At 45.0% G+C, this 22,827-nt stretch carries 5 protein-coding genes; all 5 read right to left on the reverse strand.

The window, feature by feature from the left end:
* Window positions 1–3 precede the first annotated feature (3 nt).
* The gene (locus DN068_RS09795) at window positions 4–4,242 is read right to left on the reverse strand and encodes a GEVED domain-containing protein (protein WP_110998731.1); all 4,239 of its coding nucleotides are present in this window, start codon (window positions 4,240–4,242) and stop codon (window positions 4–6) included.
* Between the two features lie 615 nt (window positions 4,243–4,857).
* A complete protein-coding gene (locus DN068_RS09800) occupies window positions 4,858–9,060 on the reverse strand; it encodes a GEVED domain-containing protein (RefSeq protein ID WP_110998732.1) in 4,203 nt (1,400 codons plus the stop codon).
* Between the two features lie 255 nt (window positions 9,061–9,315).
* Window positions 9,316–13,515 carry a T9SS type A sorting domain-containing protein gene (locus DN068_RS09805; protein ID WP_110998733.1) on the reverse strand — a complete coding sequence of 1,400 codons (4,200 nt, stop codon included), beginning with the start codon at window positions 13,513–13,515 and terminating at the stop codon, window positions 9,316–9,318.
* 266 nt (window positions 13,516–13,781) lie between these two features.
* Window positions 13,782–17,855 carry a GEVED domain-containing protein gene (locus tag DN068_RS09810; protein WP_110998734.1) on the reverse strand — a complete coding sequence of 1,358 codons (4,074 nt, stop codon included), beginning with the start codon at window positions 17,853–17,855 and terminating at the stop codon, window positions 13,782–13,784.
* A 723-nt stretch (window positions 17,856–18,578) separates the two neighbouring features.
* Complete coding sequence (locus tag DN068_RS09815; RefSeq protein WP_165836342.1) at window positions 18,579–22,604, reverse strand: GEVED domain-containing protein; 4,026 nt, start codon at window positions 22,602–22,604, stop codon at window positions 18,579–18,581.
* Window positions 22,605–22,827 lie beyond the last annotated feature (223 nt).

The raw sequence follows: 22,827 nt of genomic DNA on the forward strand, positions 1-22,827 counted from the left end.
AAATTAACGCAATACCACTTTACGGATCGCTTTCTGACCATCTGCACGGATTTCTACGAAGTATACGCCGCGTGCCTGTTCCGTAAGATCAAAGTCTTTAACGAATGTATGACCTACATTGTTGAAGTTCTGACGAAGTACAGACTGACCAGTTACAGTAGTAACATTGATCTCCATGTCCTTCACTGCAGTTTCAGCATTGAAGCTTACAGTAAAGCGACCGCCGGTCGGGTTTGGATACAATGAAAGGTCTTGTACATTGTTCAGAGTACCAATACCGGTTGGGTTTGCCTGACGGAAGATAACAGTGTAATCTTCTGTTTCACCTGAAGTATAAGGACCACATGCTTCATCAGAAGGAACGTTTGGACCTATGTTATTGTTCAGGATAATACGCATACCTGTTGGCACATTCGGAATCACTGCACTTGGAATAGTGATTGTGTTGATCACATACCAGCCACCAGCAGTACTGATGTTGTTGGTCAGGTTCACGCGTTCAGAAGGAATGTCATAAGCCAGGTTATTGTTGTAGTCAAGGAACATTGTGATACGAGCATCAGCATGTGTCTGTGATTTCATCGTATGGTAGATGTTCATTGTGTACGTGCTGTCAGCGTAAAGTTCTATCGGACCGAGGTCTGTATAATCTGTACGGCCTTTGTTTGCAATTGGATTGCGCAGGTGCGGACCACCAGTGTTGATTACAAAGTTTCCGATGCTGAATGCGCCGATATCTGATGTATCTGCAGCGCCGCCGTTAGCGATGCTGTAACAGTAACATTTGTACGGAGGTTTACCATTTACAAACAGAACGTTTGAGTAAGTGATATCATTAGTAATGTTACATGTCATTTGCAAACGGTAAGATGATGGCTGCGTGAACAGTACATTTACCGTATCTCTGCCAGCAGAGTTTGGAATTGCAGACCAGGTGCTGCCGTTGTTGGTAGATACCTGCCACAACCAGCTGATGCCGGAACGATGGTATTCATGTGTAGTATCAACAAGCTGGAAAGTATAACCAGCACACATTGACGTATCAGATGTATGTGCTACACCCGGATTTGTTGGACCATCACAAGGCGGATATGCGATTTCTGCGAGATAATCTTCTGTTTCACCATAAGAATAGTTACCACATGGATTCATCGTCGCAGCAGATGTTTCGTCAAGGATAATACGCATACCAGTCAGACCAATTTTTGCGGAGTCAGGGACTGTAAATTGACCTGCCACCATCAATACCGGATTAGAGCCACTTACCGGAGCACCTACATACATAAGTTCAGTAGACTGGAATACACCGTCGCGGTTGAAGTCAACGAATACATATGCTCTTGTTGTGTAAACCGAAGTACTACTTTCTACTTGCTGAATGCTGATTGTATAAGTAGAATCTCTTACGATCTTAGGAGCCGGAACTGTTTGTCTGAAGTTAGAGTACATTGCAATTGGCGTAAAGTTGTACAATGGCAGACCAGGGCCATTATTCATCAATGTGTCACCAGTTGAAGTACGACGGAGTGTTACGCGGCCAATGTTGTCTGTTGCAGAGTTATACAATGCAGTGCTGTTACAGTAACAATTATAGAATGGCGCAAGATTTACCAGATAAGCAGGCGTTGTATCTGACGCACTAGAGTTGGTACATGTTATAATACAACGGAAATATGTAGCCATTGAGATGTTACCAGTAGCGATCATTGTAGCAGCATTGGTAATACCGCTCGCAGACCAGCCCGGAGAACCTGCTGTACTATCTTGCCATTGGTAAGTAATACCCGCAGCCTGAGAGTTATTCTGCAGTGTCAACTGGAAGTCAGCATTCGCACAAGGTGTAATAGGCGTTACATTACCAGCAGAAGGTGTTGCAGCACATGGAGGCAGCACACGAACATAGTCGATTGCGATGTCACCGTAGTATTGATAATCACTTCTTGCTTTGAAACGGATTACTGTAGTAGCGCTGTTAGAAGGAACAGTCAAAGTATTGAAATCCCAGGAGCCTGAACCCGGACCATAAGCGCCCAGTGTAGTGTATGTACTGCCGCCGTTGGTAGACATCATTACAATTACAGAGTCATTTGGATAAGTAGTACCAGTTTGTGTTTTCAGATAGAACTGCAATTCTTTATTACCCGTAACAGTGCTACAGTTAACGAACAGATCCAGCAGACCCGCGCCGGCAGCGCCAGTTGGAGCATAATAACCGTGGAAACGTGCAGAGTGTGCACCTACCGCAGATACAGGAGTGCTCAGACCAGTAGTGGCTGAAGTCCAGCTTGCACTTGCACCCTGATCATCGCGACGCCATGAGTTGTCGCCAGTTGCAGGATAGTTAGACCACATTGTGCCTGGAATATCTGTTGTATAACAACGGTTGCTCCAGCTTTCGAAATCTTCTACAAAAGGAACAGATGCATAAGTAGGACGCAGGATATTGATAGTTACTACAGGCGTTGTATCAGTCAGGCTGCTGCCCAGACATTTTACCACCATACGGTAACTGATCGTATCGTACAGGTTTGGCGTTGTGAATGTACCGCCGTTATTTCCTACAGTACCAACAGCAGTGCTCCAGGTAGTAGCACCGTTTGCTTTCTGAATCCATGTATAAGAAAGGTTACCCGCAAGTGTAGTACCCTGTGACGTAAATGTGTACAAAGAACCAGGGCAACCTGTGATCGGACCACCAGGAGTCAATATACCTGCAGATGGCTGACCAGAACAAGGAGTTGCTACGTAAACACTATCAACAAGGATATCAGAGTAATCGTAGTTCGTAATTTTTCTACCCTGGAAACGCACAATTGTTTGGGCGGAAGAAGAAGCAATCGGAATTTGTTTACGAACCCATGCAGAAGACGTATCAAATGCTGCAAGCGTTGTAAATGATATACCGCCGTTTGTTGACAGCAAGATAGAGAGTGAATCGTTATCATAGCCGTACTGCGCAAAGTTGTTGTACCAGAAATACAGATTTTTTGGAGCAGTAGACGCACTACAATCCAGATACAGGTCTAAGTTGCCCGGAGTAGTAACTGATGGTGTACCAAAACTTGCGCCATAGCTGTGGAAGCGTGCACTGTAGGTACCGCTTTTAGCAGCAGTGGGCGCATACATACCGCTTGTGCTGTACCAGGAAGCTGTAGATCCCTGATCGTTTCGACGCCAGGATGTATTACCAGTAGAAGGTTGGTTGGTCCAGTTATTAGACGGAACATCTGATGTACTGCAATAGTTCTGCCATGCTTCGAAATCCTGGAAATAAGGAATGGTTGAATAAGTAGGAGGAGCCGCAGTTACTTGCACACACGCACTGGTTGCAGTACCGCCGCCAGCATTACTACATGTAACACGTACACGGTAAAATTTGTTACCTGTAACAGAGAATGAATAAGTGTTGCTTGTTGCACCAGAAATCGCACCCCAGGTACCCGCACAAGTAGATGCAGAATCCCATTGGTAAGTGAAACCACTTGTAGCCACTGGCACAACTGCAGTGAGAATCTGAGTAGCACCCGCACAGGACGCAATAGGACCTGCCGGACTTACAGAAATTGATGGCGTACCGGTACAAGGGTTAAATCTTGTGAAACGAATATTAGGACGATTAGCATAAGTTGTAACCGCAGGAGACTGCGTACAGAAAGGCCCACCGGAATCGGAATGGAAATCGATAGCACCGCCAGTAACCGCGCTATAATATACAGACGCATTTGAAGTATAAGTAGACGGACCATTCCAGAAACAGATCTCAACAAGAACATTGTCGGTACCGTTCCAGTTAAAAGGCGTAGCTAGAGGAAAGTCATTCCAGCCCAATACCGGCGTAACGCTAGGAGCGCTGAAATAATTGACCGTACCGGTTTCCCACGTGCTCAACGCAGTGGTGGTTGTACCTTTCATATTAATGTTGTATGCCAGATGCGCTCCGGCAGTATTAAGACCACTCACGTTAAAAGACAACTGATGGATATTACCAGGAGTAGCTCCCGCTGCGGTAAGTTCTGCCGCAGTGTACAAAAACTGCGTCTTCATACCGGACCAATAGTTACCGAAAGGAGTCGGATAACCAGTACTTGAGTTACTGGAGGTCCCAGTGCCGATCGTCCACTGTTGTGCAGCGGCTGGCTCAATGAAACCAAACATCAACATAAGGGCCGCCAGGTACCATTTGAAGCCGCCTTTAAAACGACCGTCATGGATTGACGATGGATGTGTAATTTTTTGCATCATACACTTTCTACTTTTAATTGGGATTAACAAAACGTGTTTCGTAAGTTATCTATTTTTTAACAAAAAACTATGTTTTGGTTTAAAAATGAGTTCATTTATAAATATTTACAGAATTTATAATTACAAGTTGTTATAAATAAACAACGTAACCGGGAAGGGGAATAAAGAAAAAGAGTGGGAAATTAGGTAGCGTTCTTTCGGAGAGACATTACATCTCTTACACTATAAATGACAAACTTAAGTTAGCAGAAGTTGGGGAGAATTTCACATAATTTTTTTAATACATCGTAATTGAAAAATTCATAACCACATCCATTCCAAGTCGTTTAGACATCATTTATTTTCTCAGAAATTTCGCATCTCAATTTTTACCTGATATAATCATATATAAATACCTCTTCTATCCATCCGGGATTAAACATTTTACTATAAATTAATGAGTTAGAGAAAAATAACGACTGTTTATCCTCAAGAGCATCGATTTGAATATAAAAACGATGCAAAAAGGGCGAACCATTTGGTTCGCCCTTTGCTATTTTCCTATTTCGGTTTCCCGACTTAAAGCTCCAATTAAAAAATCAACGGGAACAGGAATATTCACCGTTAACACCTCACCTATCGAATCACCACTTTTTCAATCGTTCTTACACCGTCAGCTTTGATCTCTACAAAGTAGACACCACGCGCTTGTTGCGACAGATCGAAATCTCTTGTGAACGTGGTACCGGCGTTGCTGAAGTTTTCTTTCAGCAATTGCTGACCAGCAACATTGGTCACTGCAATCTGCAGATCACGGATTGCATTCTGCGATTTAAAGCTCAGTCTGAACTGGCCTTCATTCGGGTTTGGATACAATGCAAGCTGCTGGAGTTTACCGATACTGCCTACGCCAGTTGGATTTGCCTGACGGAAGATCACCGTAAAGTCAGCGGTTTCACCGGAAGTGTAAGGACCACATGCTTCGTCGGAAGGGATGTTCGGACCAACGTTATTGTTCAGGATTACGCGCATACCCGTAGGTACGTTTGGAATCACTGTTTTCGGAATGGTAATGTTATTGATCACATACCAGCCGTTTGCACTGCTGACGTCTGAAGTTAATACCACACGTTCGTCAGGGATATCATAAGTCAGGTTATTATTGAAATCCATAAACATGGTCACACGTGCATCAGCGTGCACCTTGCCTCTGAGAATATGATACAGATCTACAGCATAAGTGCTGTCTACATACAATTCAATCGGACCAAGATCTGTAAAGTCACCACGGCCTTTAGTCGCCAGCGGATTCATAATATGCGGACCGCCGATGGTTACTACAAAATTACCGATGCTGAATGCGCCGATATCGGACGTATCAGCCGCACCGCCTGTAGCAATGCTGTAACAGTAACATTTGTATGGTGGCTTTTCGTTGATCTTAATAATGTTCGAATAAGTTGTGTCATGCGTAATGTCACAAATCATCTGTAAACGGTACCATGTAGTACCATTAAACATCTGAGTCAGGGTGTCTCTGTTTGCCGAACCTGCCACGTCTATCCATTGGCTGCCGAAGCTGTTTGACTGCTGCCATTTCCAACTGATGGACGAACGGTATTTTTCGTGTGTTGTATCTGTAAGCTGGAAATAATATCCGATACACATACTTGTATCACTCGTTTTAGCAATACCCGGATTGGATGGTCCATCGCAAGGCGGGTAACGCAGATCTACCAGATAGTCTTCTGTTTCACCGTAAGTATAGGTACCACAAGGATTAATTGTAGCGGATGTACCGTAAACCATAATCACGCGCATACCGGTAACACCGATTTTAGCATTAGATGGAATAGTGTACGGGCTTACCACATATGGAGTAGCGGAGGAAGTAACCAACTTAAACAATTGCTCTGAAGGATCAAAAACACCATTGCCGTCATAATCAATATAAGTTGCAACAGTAGAACCCAGGAAGGTGGTTACATTGATCTGGCTTACTGTCATATTGTAAGTGCTGTCTCTGTACAAAACAGTTGGCACAACACTCGTTCTGAAATCCGTATAAAGATTAATCGCTGCAGGATTATTATTTACCGGTGTTGCTACACCATTATTCAGCAAGCTGTCTGTGTTGTTATTGTTGGTAATGGTCACATTTCCGATATCGCTGTAAGAATCGCCGGTAGCGGTAGATGCACAGTAACACATATAGAACGGTGCAATCTTCGCCAGATATGCAGGCGTTGTATCTGCCAGATTAGAGTTGGTACAAGTAACAATACAACGGAAATACGTGGCAGCAGAAATATTCGCTGTCGGAATCATCTGTGTTGCGTTGGTCAAACCGGCACTCGTCCAGGTGGTACCATTAGTGCTCATTTGCCATTGGTACGAAAGACCCGCACTTTGAGAGTTATTCTGCAGTCCGATCTGGAAATCCGTATTCGCGCAAGGAGTGGTCGGCTCTATATTGCCTGCTACCGGGTTACCGGCACATGGCGGCAACACGCGTACATAGTCCAGCCCAATATCTGTACTGCCATAGTCCGCACGTGCAATAAAACGAATAACAGTCTGAGCAGAATTTGAGGCAACCGGCACAGCATACATTGTCCAGGAAGTCGCTACCGAATAAGCAGCAAGAGGAGTAAACGTAGCACCACCGTCGGTAGACAACTGTATTTTCAAAGAATCAGAACCAGAAGCATTGACGTAATAAAACTGAAGTTCTTTATTGCCCAACATCGTGCTACAGTCTACAAACAGATCCATCGTACCAGTAGTACCAGCAGAAGACCAGCCACTATGGAAACGAGCCGAGTAACTACCATGCTGCGCAGCCGGACTGTACAGATAAGAAGTTGGACTATTCCAGTTTGCGGAAGCTCCCTGATCGTGGCGACGCCATGATTGCGTACCAGTTGACGGATTCGTGCTCCAGTACGGGGAAGGAATATCTGTAGGATAACAACGTGTACCCCAGCTTTCGAAATCCTCTACAAATGGAATGCTAGCGTATCTCGGACGATCTACATCGATCACCATTACTGGTGTGGTATCGCGCAAGTTGCCGCCCAGACAGGTAACCACCATGCGGTACTCAATCGTATCGTTTAATACAGGAGTTGTATAGATAGTAGTTGTAGCACCAGAACCACCTACCGCATTTGTCCAGGTAGTGGCACCGTTTGCTTTCTGAATCCATTGGTAAGAAAGATTACCAGCAAGCGAAGTACCTGTTGCTGTCAATATAGTTGAGTAACCAGGGCAAGATGCCAGCGGACCTGCCGGTGTAATAACGCCAGCTGTCGGCAGACCATTACATGGCTCCGCAATATATACACTGTCAATTCCAATGTTAGACAAATCGGTAATTGTTCTTTTTGCGCTAAAGCGAATCACTGTTTGTGCCGCGTTAGATGCAATCGGAACCATTTTCTGTATCCAGGAGGTTGCCGTATCGAAAGTGCTTACGAGTGAAAATGTGGCACCACCGTCTGTAGAGACCAAAACACTCAATGTATCTCCTTTATAGGAATTGTATTTATTGATGTAGTAGAAATAAAGCTCTTTCGGTCCCGTCGTTGCACTACAGTTTACGTACAAATCCAGATTACCTGGCGTAGTGAGCGCCGGCGTGCCGTTTTGTGTACCATAAGTATTGAAGCAGGCACTATAGGAACCACTATAAGCAGTTGGGCTATACATGCCCGATGCAGGAGAATACCAGCCCGCTGCTGTTGCCCCCTGGTCATTCCGGCGCCATGAAGTATTGCCTCTCGAAGGCTGGTTGGTCCAGTTACCAGAAGGAACGTCCAATGTATCACAATAGTTTTGCCAGTTTTCGAAATCCTGCACATAAGGAAGGTTTGCGTACGTTGGCGGCGTAGAAATAACCTGAATATCGCTGCCGGTCGTTGCATTACCACTCGCCGTACAAGTCACCACTACATGGTAATAAGCATTGCCGGTTACGGAAAATGTATACGTCATACCTGTAGCGCCTGCGATCGGCGTCCACGGACCACCCGCTGCAGCTGCTTTTTCCCATTGGAAAGTATAACCATTGGCGTTCGCAACATTTACAAACAATGTTTGAGTAGCGCTTGCACAAGAGTTCATCGGGCTTGCTGTCTGGCTCGTAATAGACGGCGCACCTGTACATGCCGGATAGTTAGAGAAGTGCAGTTTGGTGTTGGGACGGTTGTATTGATTTGCAGTCGGAACCTGTCCGCAAGCCATCGTACCATCGCTCGTGTAAGATTTACCCATCACATTTGCATTGGTAGTATACTCTACCGTACCGGAGGAGTTGTAGGTAGGCATCACCTGACCGTAACAAACTTCGATCACAATGTTATCTACGCCATTCCATGCAAATGAGTTCTGAAAGCCAATCATATTCCATGTATTGGCAACTGGCGCATAACCGGTATCTGTATACACTGTGGTAAACGTGCCGGTATACTGTGATGCAAGCAGACTGGTCATGCTGGTACCGGCCATCTTCAATGAGAAGTCGGGCAGTTGATAAATCGGCGCACCGATCACATTAAAACCGAGACTATCGATTATCTGTGGTCCGGTAATGCCAAGCGCATTGATCTCCGCAGCAGTAAAAAGATACTGCACGTGCATGTAGCGATAGTAAATATTCACCGGAGAAACGGAACTGGTGCCGGTAACGGAGGTGCCGGTACCAATTTGAATCGTCTGCGCCTTTACAGGTTGAACAAACGGTAACATTAAAAGCATCAGGAAACTCAAAAGCCCTAGCTTCACGCGCCTGTAAGACTCAGCAGCAGGTTTGCCACCGGGTTGTACACTTGGTATCATAGATTGTAATTTGAAATAAGACGCCTGTAAGTTAATCAATTTTGGGGAGGCACCCGCACAACATATTGATTTATAATGAATAAATCATACTCTCTTAATATTAACAAATGCCCGTCAAGTTTTATTTGAACCTAAAATATGCGTAAGTAGCGCCATTTTTCAGGTTAGACATTTCGTTGTTTATAATAACACAAAACAGACGCATATAAAAAAAGGGCTCCAATGGAGCCCTTTTTGACTTTTTTTACATCCAGATTACCGAATTACAACTTTTTGGATTGTCCGTTCTCCGTCTGCAAGCAGCTCTACAAAATAGATTCCACTCGCCTGTTGCGTCATATCAAATGACTGTGAAAAATTATTTCCAACATCGTTGAATGTTTTCTGCAACAGTTGTTGGCCGGCAATATTTTTAATTGAAACCTGCAAAGCATGAATAGTATTAACAGCCTTAAAGCTCACTGTAAACTTGCCATTGTTTGGATTTGGATACAGCATCAGCTCGCCGATATTACTCAGACTTGCTACTGCCGTCGGTGTTGCACTGCGGAAGATCACTACAAAATCCGCGGTCTCACCTGAAGTATAAGCGCCGCATGCATCATCAGATGCTGTATTCGGAGCCACATCATTATTCAGAATTACACGCATACCGGTTGGAACATTCAATGTCACATTCTGCGGAATGGTGATATTGTCGATGAGGTACCAGCCCGCAACTGTAGTGATATTGTTCTGCAAAGCAATACGTTCAACAGGCACATCATAAACCACGTTATTATTGAAATCCATGAACATGGTCACACGCGCGTTTGCGTGCTGCTTGCTGCTCATCGTATGGTACAGATTCATCGTATACGTGCTGTCCACATACAATTCGATCGGAGTGAGGTTTGTATAATCAACACTACCATTATTCGCATGCGGATTAAGCTGGTGTGGTCCTCCGGTATTTACCGTGAAATTGGCAAAGCTGAATGCGCCGATATCCGAACTGTCTGCTGCACCACCCGTAGCCACGCTATAACAATAGCATTTATAATAAGGCGTTTCATCAATCTTTACCACATTTGAATAAGTCGTATCATGAGTCATCAGGCAAACCATTTGCAAACGATACCATATCGGACCGTTCATAGTTTGCGTCAACGTATCTGTTTCTGCAGAACCCGGCACATCGCCCCACATACTTCCATTGCTTGAAGAATATTGCCAGTTCCAGGTTATATTGGATTGATTCTTTTGATGACTAGTATCTGTAAGCTTAAACGTATAGCCTTTACATGCATTCGGCACCGACGATGTCGCAACGCCCGGATTCGTCGGACCGTCACAGGTTGGATAATGTATGTCTACCAGATAGTCTTCCGTTTCCCCAAAACTATAAGTACCACAAGGATCCATAGTTGTCACCGGTCCGTCTATCAAAATAACACGCATACCAGTCACACCAATATTTGCATTGGCAGGAACTGTAAATGCATGCTGAACCAGCGGATTCGCAGCGGTGGTTCCTTGTTTAAAAAGTTGCTCCAATGGTTCAAACACGCCATTGCCATTATAATCTATATAAGCAGCGACGGTTGAAGCTGAGATATCCGTATCGGCGGTGACCTGCGATACGGTCATATTATAGAGACTGCTCCGGTACAATTGTACTGGCGGCACTGTCGCTCTGAAATCTGTGTACAGTTGGTTAGCGGTTGTATTACCAGTAACCGGTATTGCAACGCCATTATTCAATACTGTATTTGAAAAATTACTGTTGGCAATAGTCACATTACCAATGTCGCCGCGCGTAGCATTACCGGCTCCAGAGAGACAATAACACAAATAAGAAGGTGCCAGATTGGCCAGATAAACAGGGGTTGTATCTGACATGCCCGAAAGGCTACAAGTCACAATACAACGGAAATACGTTGGCGCAGCAATATTGCCGGTTGCAATTGGCTGAGTTGCGTTGATAAGCACGTTTGTCCAGATACTACCATTCTGGCTTTGCTGCCATTGGTAAGTAGTTCCTGAAATCTGCGAGTTATTCTGCAATGCAAGCGAGAAGTCTTTATTTGCACATGGCATTACCGGAGTGACATCACCGGCAACCGGAGTACCATTACAAAGCGGCAAGATCTGTACATAATCCAATCCGATGTCAGATGTAGAGCCTCCATTGTCTGCACGGCCCAGAAAACGAATTACTGTTTGCGCCGAATTCGAAGCAAACTGAACTGTATTGAGCGTCCAGGAGTTGGCAATCGTATAAATTCCCAGCGTGGTAAATGTAGCACCACCATTTGTAGAAAGCTGTACGGTCAGCGAATCGGTGCCGCTGGCGTTCAGAAAGTAAAACTGCAATTGCTGATTGCCGGTAGATGAGCTGCAATCCAGAAACAGACTCAAACTTCCTGTCAAACCAACAGTAGTACCATACGAATGAAAACGGGCACTATAGCTTCCATGCGGAGCCGCTGTAAAAGCTGTTGCATTGAGTGGACTCCAACTAGCCGAAGACCCCTGATCATTGCGGCGCCATGAGGTATTACCTGTGTTCGGATTATTTACCCAAAAGTTGGAAGGGTTATCATTTTGCGCGCAACGCATCATCCAGCTTTCAAAATCTTCTGTAAATGGAACGGTTGAATAAACCGGCTTTTGCACGTTGATTGAAACAGGAGCGGTAGTGTCCCGAAGGTTACTGCCAAGGCAGGTTACCACTAAACGATATTGAATGGTATCATATAACGCCGGTGATGTAAACTGGGTTGTATTCGCACCTGCACCCACAGCATTTGCCCATGAGGTTGTTCCGTTTGATTTTTGTATCCATTGATAAGAAAGATTACCGGCTAGCGTCGTTCCTGTTACCGTCAACATTTGACTATATCCGGCACACCCGATTATGGTACCTGATGGCAAGATATTCCCTGCCGTTGGCTGACCGTTACAAACATCAGCTACATATACACTATCTAAACCAATATTAGTCGCATCAATCGTATTTCTGTTTGCGCTAAAACGAATAATGGTTTGCGCAGATGACGATGGAATAGAAACCATTTTCCGGGTCCATGCAGTTGCGGTATCATATCCTGCCAGTCGGGTAAACGTATTGCCGCCGTCTATAGAAAGTAATATATTAAGGCTATCGCCCCGCTGTGAGGCAATCATCCCGTTAAACATGTAGAAGTATAACTGCTTAGGTGCTGCCGATCCGCTACAATTTACATATAGATCCAGATTGCCAGGCGCTGTTGTTGCTGGAAAACCTGCTGCCTGGGTACTTGCAGTACTAAAGCATGCACTATGTGCTCCACTTTTGAAAAGCGGATTATACATTCCATTGGTGGACGCCCATCCTGCAGTTACTCCCTGATCGTTACGACGCCAGGAATTGTTGCCGCGTGCTGGCTGACTAGCCCAATTGCCACCCGGCACATCCACTGTGTCACAATAGTTCTGCCAGTTTTCAAAATCCTGAACATACGGCAGTGCAGCATACAGCGGCGGATTGCTCACTACTTGTATTGGTGCGCCAGATATCGTTTGCCCGCTACCGGCACAGGTAACCACGGCGTGATAATAACCGGGAGCGGCCGTAGGTGCACTGTAAAAAACATTGGTTGCACCAGTTATTGAAGTCCACGGAGTAGCGCCTGTAGCTGATTTTTCCCATTGGAAAGTGTAGCCGCTGGCTGTATCTGTTTTGATAAAAAATGAAGGCGTACCGCCAGTACAAAGGTTTAAGGGGCTGGCAGTTTGTGCTATAATTGAGGGAACACCGTTACACATTGCATACGGCGTAAAATGAAATCTTGTATTGGGACGATTAAACGTTCCTGCTCCCAAAGTCGATCCACATGCTGATGAATTATCAAGAGCGTTATATCTGCCCAGATAATTTGGTGTTGCAGTATATTCTACTGTACCCGAAGCATTGTGCGCAAGTACCTGGTTAAAACAAATGTCAACAGCGATATTGTCAACACCGTTCCATGCAAAAACCGTGGAAAATCCGAACATGTTCCATGAACCTGCGACCGGAGCATAGTTTGCATTTTGATATACCTGCATAAAACTATCCGTACAGGCCACTGAAAGATCTGGAATCTTCGTGGCAGCCATTTTGATAGTAAAGCCGGGCAAACTGTAAATAGGCGCACCAATCACATTGAATCCAAGGCTGTCTATCTTCTGTGGCCCAACAATGCCCATCGCATTTAGCTCTGCAGCCGTGAAAAGATACTGAACGCGTGCGGAGCGTGCGCTAATGTTTACCGGAGCCGGACCGGAAGACCCCGAGGTTACGGTAGTGCCGGTTCCAATCTGAAAAGTTTGTGCTTTCGTGTTTTTCCCTATAAGGAGCAGCGACAGGAGAAATAGACTGAAAAGTCTTTTGCTAACACATTTGCCATTCGCCCAGGCAAATCTACCCTGAGCTGATACACTTAAAATCATACGCGGTGGAGCTGATAAAACCGGCAATATAAGGCATTCGCACCTCTTCAAAAATAACACAAAACAATGATTAACAATTAAATAGAATAAAGAATAAGTATATAATACATATATTTATTTCAAAATAGATGTTTATCGATATTTATTACCTCTGAAAATCTAAAAGAGAAACACTTTACGTAATTATTTTATTGGATAAAATAATCATACGGAATAGGGGCGCCCATTTGAGCGCCCCTATTCTATTTTATGACATTACTATGATACTACCTTACTACTAACTTACGGATCATTTTCTGTCCATCGGCAGTAAACTCTACAAAGTAGAGACCTCTTGCCTGTTCGGTCATATCCAGCTCTTCGTGGAACTGTTTGATATTGTCGCCATAGTTGCGCAAGATAACCTGTTGTCCGGTAACATTGGTCACTTTGATCTGAAGATTGTGCAGCGTACCATTTGCATTGAAGTTAATGGTAAACTTACCTGTAGTCGGGTTCGGATAAATGGTCAGATCTTTCAGGTTACTGATGTTGCCAACAGAAAGCGGATTTGCCTTACGGAAGATCACGGTATAGTCTTCTGTCTCACCTGAAGTATACGGTCCACAAGCGTCATCTGAAGGCACATTCGGAGCAACGTTATTATTGATAATAATACGCATACCTGTTGGCACATCAGGAATCACTGCATCCGGAATCGTTACACTGTCGAGCATATACCAGTTACCACCGGTTGCAATATTATTCGCCAGCGTGATTCTTTCTGCAGGAATATCATACACAAGGTTGTTGTTAAAGTCCATAAACATGGTAACGCGACCATCGGCATCTTGTGACCCGTCTAATGTCTGATAGAAACTCAATGCATAAGTTGTATCTGCATACAGCTCTATCGGGCCCAAATCAGTGTAATCAGTACGGCCACGCGTTGCACGTGGATTACGCAGGTGCGGACCACCGGTTGTCATTACAAAATCACCGATGGAGAATGCACCAAAGTCACAGGTATCTGTTGCATCACCGTTTGCCGTACTGTAGCAGTAACATTTGTACGGAGGTTTTGTGTTTATGCTTACTGCATTTGAATAAGTGACATCGGATGTATTAGTACAAGTCATTTTCAAACGATAAGCAGAGGCACCGGAGAATATTTGCGTCAATGTATCGCGGCCTGTACTACCTGCGATATCAGACCAGGTGCTGCCATTATTAGTAGACTGTTGCCATACCCATACAATGCCTGATCTGAAGTGTTCATGTGTTGTATCAGACAGGAAGAATGGATATCCTGCACACATCGACGTATCACTACAAGATGCAAAACCAGGATTGGTAGGGCCATCACAAGGCGGCATATTGATATTTACCAGATAATCCTCGGTTTCACCATAATAGTAACCGTTAGAGCCGCAAGGATTAATAGAAGTGCTCGTTCCTTCATTAAGTATAATACGGAAACCAGTAATACCGATCTGAGCCGTGTCAGGAACCGTAAAATTAGCACTCACCATCTGTGTGGCCGCACCGGTCACCTGCTGGAAGATATTTTCGGAAGTCTGGAAAATACCATCGCGGTTGTAATCGATAAATGCAAACGCGGTACAGGTATAGAAGTAATACTGATCAATCTGAGTTACGCTCAGGTTATATACGGAGTCGCGGAATATCGGTACCGGCGGCACTGTGGTGCGGAAGTCTGTATAAGTATTGACAGAAGTTGAATTCGGTACCAGCGGACTGGCGACGCCATTGTTCAGCAGCGTGTCATTGGACGGCTGTGAAATCACAGTTACATTACCAATATCGTCATCATCAATATACGTAGCGCCAGAATTACAATAACACATGTAAAACGGTGCAAGCTGTACTGCATAAGGCGCTGCGGTATCCGACAAACCCGAATTACTACAGGTAACAACGCAACGATAAATAGTCGGCGTACTAATATTCGCAGTAGCGACCATTGATGTGGAATTGGTGATACCAGATGTCGTCGGAACGTTATTCAGCATCTGCTGCCATTGATAAGTAAGTCCTGCTGATTGTGTCGTGTTTTGCAATGACAGGTTGAAATCAGTATTCGGACAAGGAGTGATCTGCGTTACCGTACCTGCTGTCGGCTTGCCGGAACATGGCGGCAGTACGCGCACATAATCTATACCGATATCGGTAACACCATAATCTGATGTTGCATTAAATCGAATGATTGTCTTCGGAGAGTTAGAAACGATCGGTACGGTTTCAAATTCCCAGCCTGATGTCGTGTAATAGGTACCAAGCGTAGTAAATGTGGCACCGCTGTCTACAGACATACTAACCACGAGCGAATCGCTGCCATCAGTATTGATATAGTAGAACTGGAGTTCTTTATTACCAGTTACAGTTGAACAATTGAGGTATGCGCTGAAAGCGCCGCTGGAACCACTCTGTGCATCGTAAGTATGAAATCTTGCAGAGTAAGATCCATGCGCATACGGCGGTGTGTAGTTACCATAGTTCGACGACCAACCTGCTGTCGCTACACCCTGATCATTTCGCCTCCATGAATTATATCCTGTCGATGGAATGTTTGTCCAGGCGTTACTAGGCACATCTGATGTAGCACATCTGTTGCTCCAGCTTTCAAAATCTTCAGCAAATGGAATAGCGGCATAAGTGAGTCTCGGCACATTGATTTTAATCAACGGCGTAGAGTCGCTGAGCCCACTGGCAATACAGGTTACCTTCATGCGGTAGCTGATGGAATCAGTAAGTACCGGCGTAGTGAAATAAAGGCTGTTGGCTCCCGTACCCGCAGCAGGCACCGGTGTTGTGCTGCCGTTTGCGTACTGATACCACTGATAAGTAAGACCCGTAGCCGTCGTAGTACCTGAAGTAGTAATGAAATAAGAATTACCCGCACAACCGGAAATAGGACCAGCCGGCAGACCTGTGCCAGCAGTTGGCTGACCGGAACATGGTGGTAATGCAACGATATTGATATCATCCACACTTAAATACCATGGACCACCTGTGGCGTTACAATAAATGCCGAAATAATAAACGCCTGTTGTCGGAGCCGTGAACGTACCGACGTACTGCGAGTAAGTTGTGTTTGTAGCATTGCTTACAGTCACACCCACGGTACCTGTCTGCGCCGCAGCAGTAGGCGAAGTGCCATAAGTTGCTTTCAGCGTAGTCCATCCCGGATTACCATCTGTCACATACCAGAACGACATCTGATATACCTGCCCTGCTGTTAAACTGATGGCAGGTGTAAAGAAATAATCGTTACTCGAATATCTGAATGAAGCAAATTTGCTGCCGCCCGGAGTGTGGTTGGTTTGGTTATAACTACCCGTTGCTGCAGTGTACGTGAAAGTTAGCGAACCCAAACTAGTTGCAGTCATACAAGACGGCAATGTATTATTAGCAGTGATACTTTCAAAAGTCTCCACGTAAGGAGGCAAGATCGCAGCTGTTACGTTTACGGTTATTGGAGTTGAGGTTGCAGACGATGGTGTACCATTGGTACAAGTTACGATACAACGGTATTGCGTGCTTACTGACAGCGGACCTGTGCTGTAACCAGGAGAAATACTAGCAGTACCTACATTGCCCCAGGCGCTGGTAGTTGTATTAAAGGATTGCCATTGATAACTGAGCCCTGAAGCGACAGTCGCACCAGTCAACGACAACACAGAACCGTTATTGCTATAACAAAGGGTGGCAGGGCTGGCAGTGGCAGCACCCGCTGTTGGCGTACCGCTACAAGGTGTCGGTGACATGATTGTAATGGTATAATCTTCTGTTTCACCAGAACCAAAATTTGAACACGCATCCCCAGACCCGTTCGTATTACCATTACCGCGACTACGAACGCGCATACCGGTTGTACCTACTGTTGCGCCGGCCGGCACGGTAAAGGAAACAGTCGCATTGCTTGCATTCGTACAGATCTGCACCCACTCTGAGCTTTCAAAAACACCATTCTGGTTGTAATCGATCCAGAGAGAAGCAATCGCTGTATTAGGCGAGCCATTAAAGGAAGCATATAAGGTGTACGTGGAACCGAGTAAAAGCGTGGCAGTGGTGTTCCCGGCAGCCGGATAGGCTGTGTAATAACTAGAAGCATACCCCGGCGAATAATTGGCGAGTGTAGTGCCGACAATCGAAATGCTATCGATGTCTGCATAACTACCGCCACCGAGGCCGGTGTTACAATAGGCTGATGCGTTCCGCGGAACTGCAAATCCTGCCAGCAGCAGGAAAATCATCATCAGAGACCGGGCCCAGGACTGGGGTGTTCCTGTACGCCGAAATTGTCGTTGGGATAACGAATTGGTAAAGTTGAATCTCATAGGAAACTATTTAACTTTCAGAAAAAGCAATCTCAAATTGCTATGCATCTCAAGTTTTATTCCGCCTTATGACAATTCCAGAGTTTAACGAAGTCCAATTTTAAAAGAATCACCAGATTTATAGTAACATAGCTTCAATCTTAAAGACTATTACACTAATAAAATGTTTAATCATGTATAAAAAACATTTTATCTCATCATTTTCAAACATGTAGGGTATCTAAAAAACAATTGGTTGCATAGGTATACGGCCGCGAAATCGTGGCATAAAATCTATTAGACATAAAGTTAATGTAGAATAGTTGGGATTTTTATAATTATTTTTTAACAAGAAAACCGTCGTTGTGCACTACATACGCTATACTAATGCTTCCGGAGAAAACCGTCAGGATGTGGTACGTCTACAACCGGGTGTCGGGTACTTCGGAAGTACCCGGCAAGTATTAAAGAAATAGTCGTCGGGTATTAAAGAAGTCATCAATACCTGTCAAAAAAGTCATCGCTGGGTATTAAAAAGGTCGTCACCGGGTACCAACTTAGTCCATGTTGGGTATTCTAAAAGTCATCGTTACCTGTCAAAAGAGTCATCGGAGGGCATTAAAAAAGTAGTCACCGGGTACTAATTTAGTCATCGTTGCGTACTAAGATTATCCCCTGCAGGCAGCGGAAACAAAAAGCGCCTGCCACAAATGTGGCAGGCGCTTGCAATATAAAATTAGTATCCTATCGCAATACAAGCTTATTGATCACTTTCTGACCATCTGCTTCGATTTCCACGAAGTAAACGCCGCGTGCATTGTCTCCGAGATCCATCATTTCACTGAAACTGCTGGTAACGTTCTTGTAGTTGCGAACAATTACCTGCTGGCCAGTTACATTAGTAACGCGGATCTGCATTTTTTCAATGTTGCGGGTCGTATTGAAACGAACGCTGAACTTACCTGTAGTCGGGTTTGGATAGATATTAAGATCTTCCAGGTTATTGATACTGCCTACAGAAACCGGATTTGCCTTACGGAAAATCACATTATAATCTTCTGTTTCGCCCGATGTATAAGTACCACAAGCCTCATCGGAAGGAACATTCGGACCTACGTTATTGTTTATGATAACGCGCAGACCTGTCGGTACATCCGGGATTACGTTTGACGGGATCGTCACATTGATCGTCTTATACCAATCGTTCGAAGTAGTATAGACAGTGAAAACTCGTTCATCCGGAATATCGTATGCCAGGTTGTTATTGTAATCCATGAACATGGTAATCTTAGCATCGGCATGCGTTGCAGAACGCAGAATCTGATATACGTCTACTTCATAAGTAGTATCCACATACAGCTCGATCGTGCTCAGGTCCGTATTATCTGTACGTCCGCGAATAGCTTTGCCATTTTTCAGATGCGGGCCCGTTGTTGAAAACACATAATCTCCGAAACTGAATGCACCGATATCTGAACTATCCGCAGACAAGCCACCAACGGCAATACTGTGGCAGTAACATTTGTACGGAGGTTTCGTATGCACTTCTACAACGTTGGAGAATGTGCTGTCACCACTGTTACCACATACCATTTTCATACGGTACCAGGCCAGGCCAATGAATGTGTGTGTCAGCGTATCATGATAATCGGAATTCGGAATATCAGTCCAGTTGTTGCCATAGTCTGTTGATTCCTGCCATGACCAAACCATTCCGTTCATGTTCTTCTGATGTGTTGTATCAGTGAGCATAAAATCATAATCAGGACACATGGAAGTATCACTTATGTGCGCAACACCCGGATTTGACGGACCGCCACAATTCGGGAAGAAGAGCTCTGCGAGGTAATCTTCTGTTTCACCATAATAATAGCTACCACATGGATTGATGGTTGTAGACCCTTCCTCCAGAATAAAACGCATACCTGTAATACCCGTAGAATCGCCCAGCGGAACAGTGAAGTTTGCATTTACATCCTGATTAGGATAAGCCGTCATGCCAGAGAAAATCATTTCTGTCGATTGGAAAATACCATCTCTGTTGTAGTCAATAAAGCCGGCAACAGAACAATCTGTAAAGCTATAAGAAGTGATTTCAGTAATGGATGCGTTGTAAGTGCTATCCATAAACAACGGCACAGGTGAAATCGAAGTTCTGAAATCAGTGTACATATTTACAGCGTCGTTATTGTATTCCAGCGGACTTGCCACACCATTATCGAGCAATACCACATTTGCAGGCTGTGTTTTGATTGTTACGTTGCCGATGTCTTCTGCATCACCATCCAATGCGGCAGAGTTGCAGTAACACATGTAAAAAGGAGCCAGTGTTGCCAGGTAAGAAGCAGTAGTATCAGACAGGCCACTGTTGGCACAAGTCACTATGCAACGGAAATAAGTTGCCACACTGATGTTTTCGGTTCCGTACATCTGGTTGCCATTCGGCACATTGAGATACGTAATGTCATCAGCGCTGTATTGCCATTGGTAAGTGATACCTGAAGCAAGCGGATAGTTGAGGAGTTCCAGTTGAAAATCGGTATTCACACAAGGTGTCACCGGTTTCATACTTCCTGCCATAGGCGCACCGCTACATGGTGGTACAATACGTACATAATCTAACCCCATATCAGTACCGCCCCAATCAGAAACAGCTTCAAAACGGATAACACATTTCGGATTATTTGAGTTAATCGGCAATACGACTTCATCCCATCCGGAACTGCTGGTAGATACGTTGTAGGCACCAAGTTGTGTAAACGTGAACCCGGCATCTGTAGAGAGATAAACATTCAGGGAATCACTACCGCTATTATTGTTGAAATCAAAGATCAGATCTTTGTTGCCCGGCAAACTACTGCAATCTACATATACGTCAAGTGTGCCTTTTTGACCCGGCATTGCATTGGTTGAAGCAAACGTCGCCGAGTGCTGACCAATTACAGATACCGGAGAATAAGGCCCGTAAGGATACCAGCCAGCGGTACCACCCTGATCGTCTCTGCGCCATGAATTTTCACCTTCAGCAGGAATATTTGTCCAGTTTGAATCCGGATTATCTGCAGTAGCGCAATGGTCTGTCCAGTTTTCAAAACTTTCCAGATATGGCAATGCTGCATATTGCATACGTGGCACATCTATTTCCAGTTCACCGGTAGTATCGCTGAGGCCGCTTGTCGTACAAGTCACCTTCAGACAATAGTGCATTGTGTCAGATAATGCTGCTGTCATATATTCGTCTGTTGTTCCGCCCGTAGCTACAGGCGTCCACGCCGTTGTGGTATTGTCATGTTGCAGCCACTGATAAGTAAGATTCGCAGCAATGCTTGTTCCGTCAGTGGTCAGATCAAAAGTAGATCCCGGACAACCGACAACTGGCCCGCCCGGATCGATACTACCTGCGGTTGGCTGACCAGAACATGGCAACATTTCCTCCACATGTATATCGTCAAATGACAATGCAGAAGGATACCAGGTGGCGTCGCAATAAATGCCGAAATAATAAGCACCAGTTGTAGTAGGTGTAAATATTGCCGTGTATTTTTTATACGTCTGATTTGCCGGGTTTGTTACCGGATTACCGATCAGCGTCATTGCGCTCGCCAGATTTTGCGTGCCTACTGCAGCCTGAAGCGTGTTCCATCCCTGATACCCGTCAGTCACGTACCAGAAGGAAATCTGATAGCTGGTATTTGCCGTGAGGTTCAGCGCATCTGTAAACATATAATCGCTGCAGCCGCTTTGGAACCAGGCGTACTTGCTGCCGTTCGGCGTGTGGTTATCCATGTTATTGTAACCGGTCGCAGAAATATAAGTGTTTACATAATAGCTGGTCGTTGTTACACAGCCGGGCAGATCTTCATCATTTACGATGCTTTCAAAATCTTCGGTGTAAGGCATCGCGCCGTAGGACGGAGCAACTGTCAAAGCGGAAGAATAAGAAGAATCCGGCGTAACGCTGTTACATTTCACCTTACAGCGATACTGCTCTGTAGTTGTCACCGGGTCTGTGATGTACTGACTGGTATTCGCGCCAGAGCCACCGGTTACGTCTACCCAGTTACCGCCCTGGAATGTCTGCCAACTGTAAGTGAGGCCACTTGCAATTGAGGAACCCGTAAGCCCCAGAATTGCCGCAGTATTGTAACAAGGCGAGTTTTGCAACACTGTAGTTCCGGCAACCGGTACACCGGTACACGGCGGAGCTGCCACTATGGTGAGCACATAATCCTCCGTTTCGCCGGAACCGAAATTCGTACAGGCATCGTTTGGACCATTCAGGTTACCTGTTGCGCGGCTGCGCACACGCATACCCACGGTACCGACAGCTGCATTCAATGGTACGGTAAACTGCACATCATTTCCAGCTGTAGTGGTAGTAATCTGCACCCACTCAGAAGCATCAAAAGTGCCGCTGTTGTCATAATCGATCCACAACGAACTGATAGCAGCTGTGCCAAACACGGCATGAAGTGTGTACGTCTGGCCCTGCATAATTGAAGCAGTCTGGTACGCCAGTGTGGACGAAGAATAGTCGGTGTAATAGCCGGTAGCAGCGCCTGGCGAACCGTTATTGAGCGTGGTGCCCAAAATAGCAATAGAATCGATGCTGTTTGAACTGCCACCACCAAGGCTGGTGTTACAGTAGGCGGAGGCTTTGTTGACGCCCATCGCCGCTGTGAAAAATAAAACTAAGGCTTGCCCCCATCTTCGGGATTTTTTGGCATTACCATAGCGTTTGGGATTCTTGCGGGTACAAGGAAGTTCCATAGGAATGTACATTTAACCTAAAACATTAATAAATAAAATGGGCATTTATCCTTGCAGTAAAGGATTCAAATCAGTGTGACAATAAGAACGAGGTAGATCAGTTTGGTAGCAACATGGTATTGAGTGAATTTCAAGTAGTGGTCAAGTTACATAAGTGGATTTGAGGTATAAAAAAATGGATGCGAATCTCCTAACAATACATTAGAAAAACAAAAAAAGAGTG

The organism is Taibaiella soli, assembly GCF_003236175.1.
Taxonomy (GTDB): domain Bacteria; phylum Bacteroidota; class Bacteroidia; order Chitinophagales; family Chitinophagaceae; genus QKTW01.

What these genes read in the sequence shown, in the direction of transcription:
- DN068_RS09815 (WP_165836342.1), bottom strand. Translation starts at nt 22,604, where the DNA reads ATGGAACTTCCTTGTACCCGCAAGAATCCCAAACGCTATGGTAATGCC.
- DN068_RS09805 (WP_110998733.1), bottom strand. Translation starts at nt 13,515, where the DNA reads ATGATTTTAAGTGTATCAGCTCAGGGTAGATTTGCCTGGGCGAATGGC.
- DN068_RS09800 (WP_110998732.1), bottom strand. Translation starts at nt 9,060, where the DNA reads ATGATACCAAGTGTACAACCCGGTGGCAAACCTGCTGCTGAGTCTTAC.
- DN068_RS09810 (WP_110998734.1), bottom strand. Translation starts at nt 17,855, where the DNA reads ATGAGATTCAACTTTACCAATTCGTTATCCCAACGACAATTTCGGCGT.
- DN068_RS09795 (WP_110998731.1), bottom strand. Translation starts at nt 4,242, where the DNA reads ATGATGCAAAAAATTACACATCCATCGTCAATCCATGACGGTCGTTTT.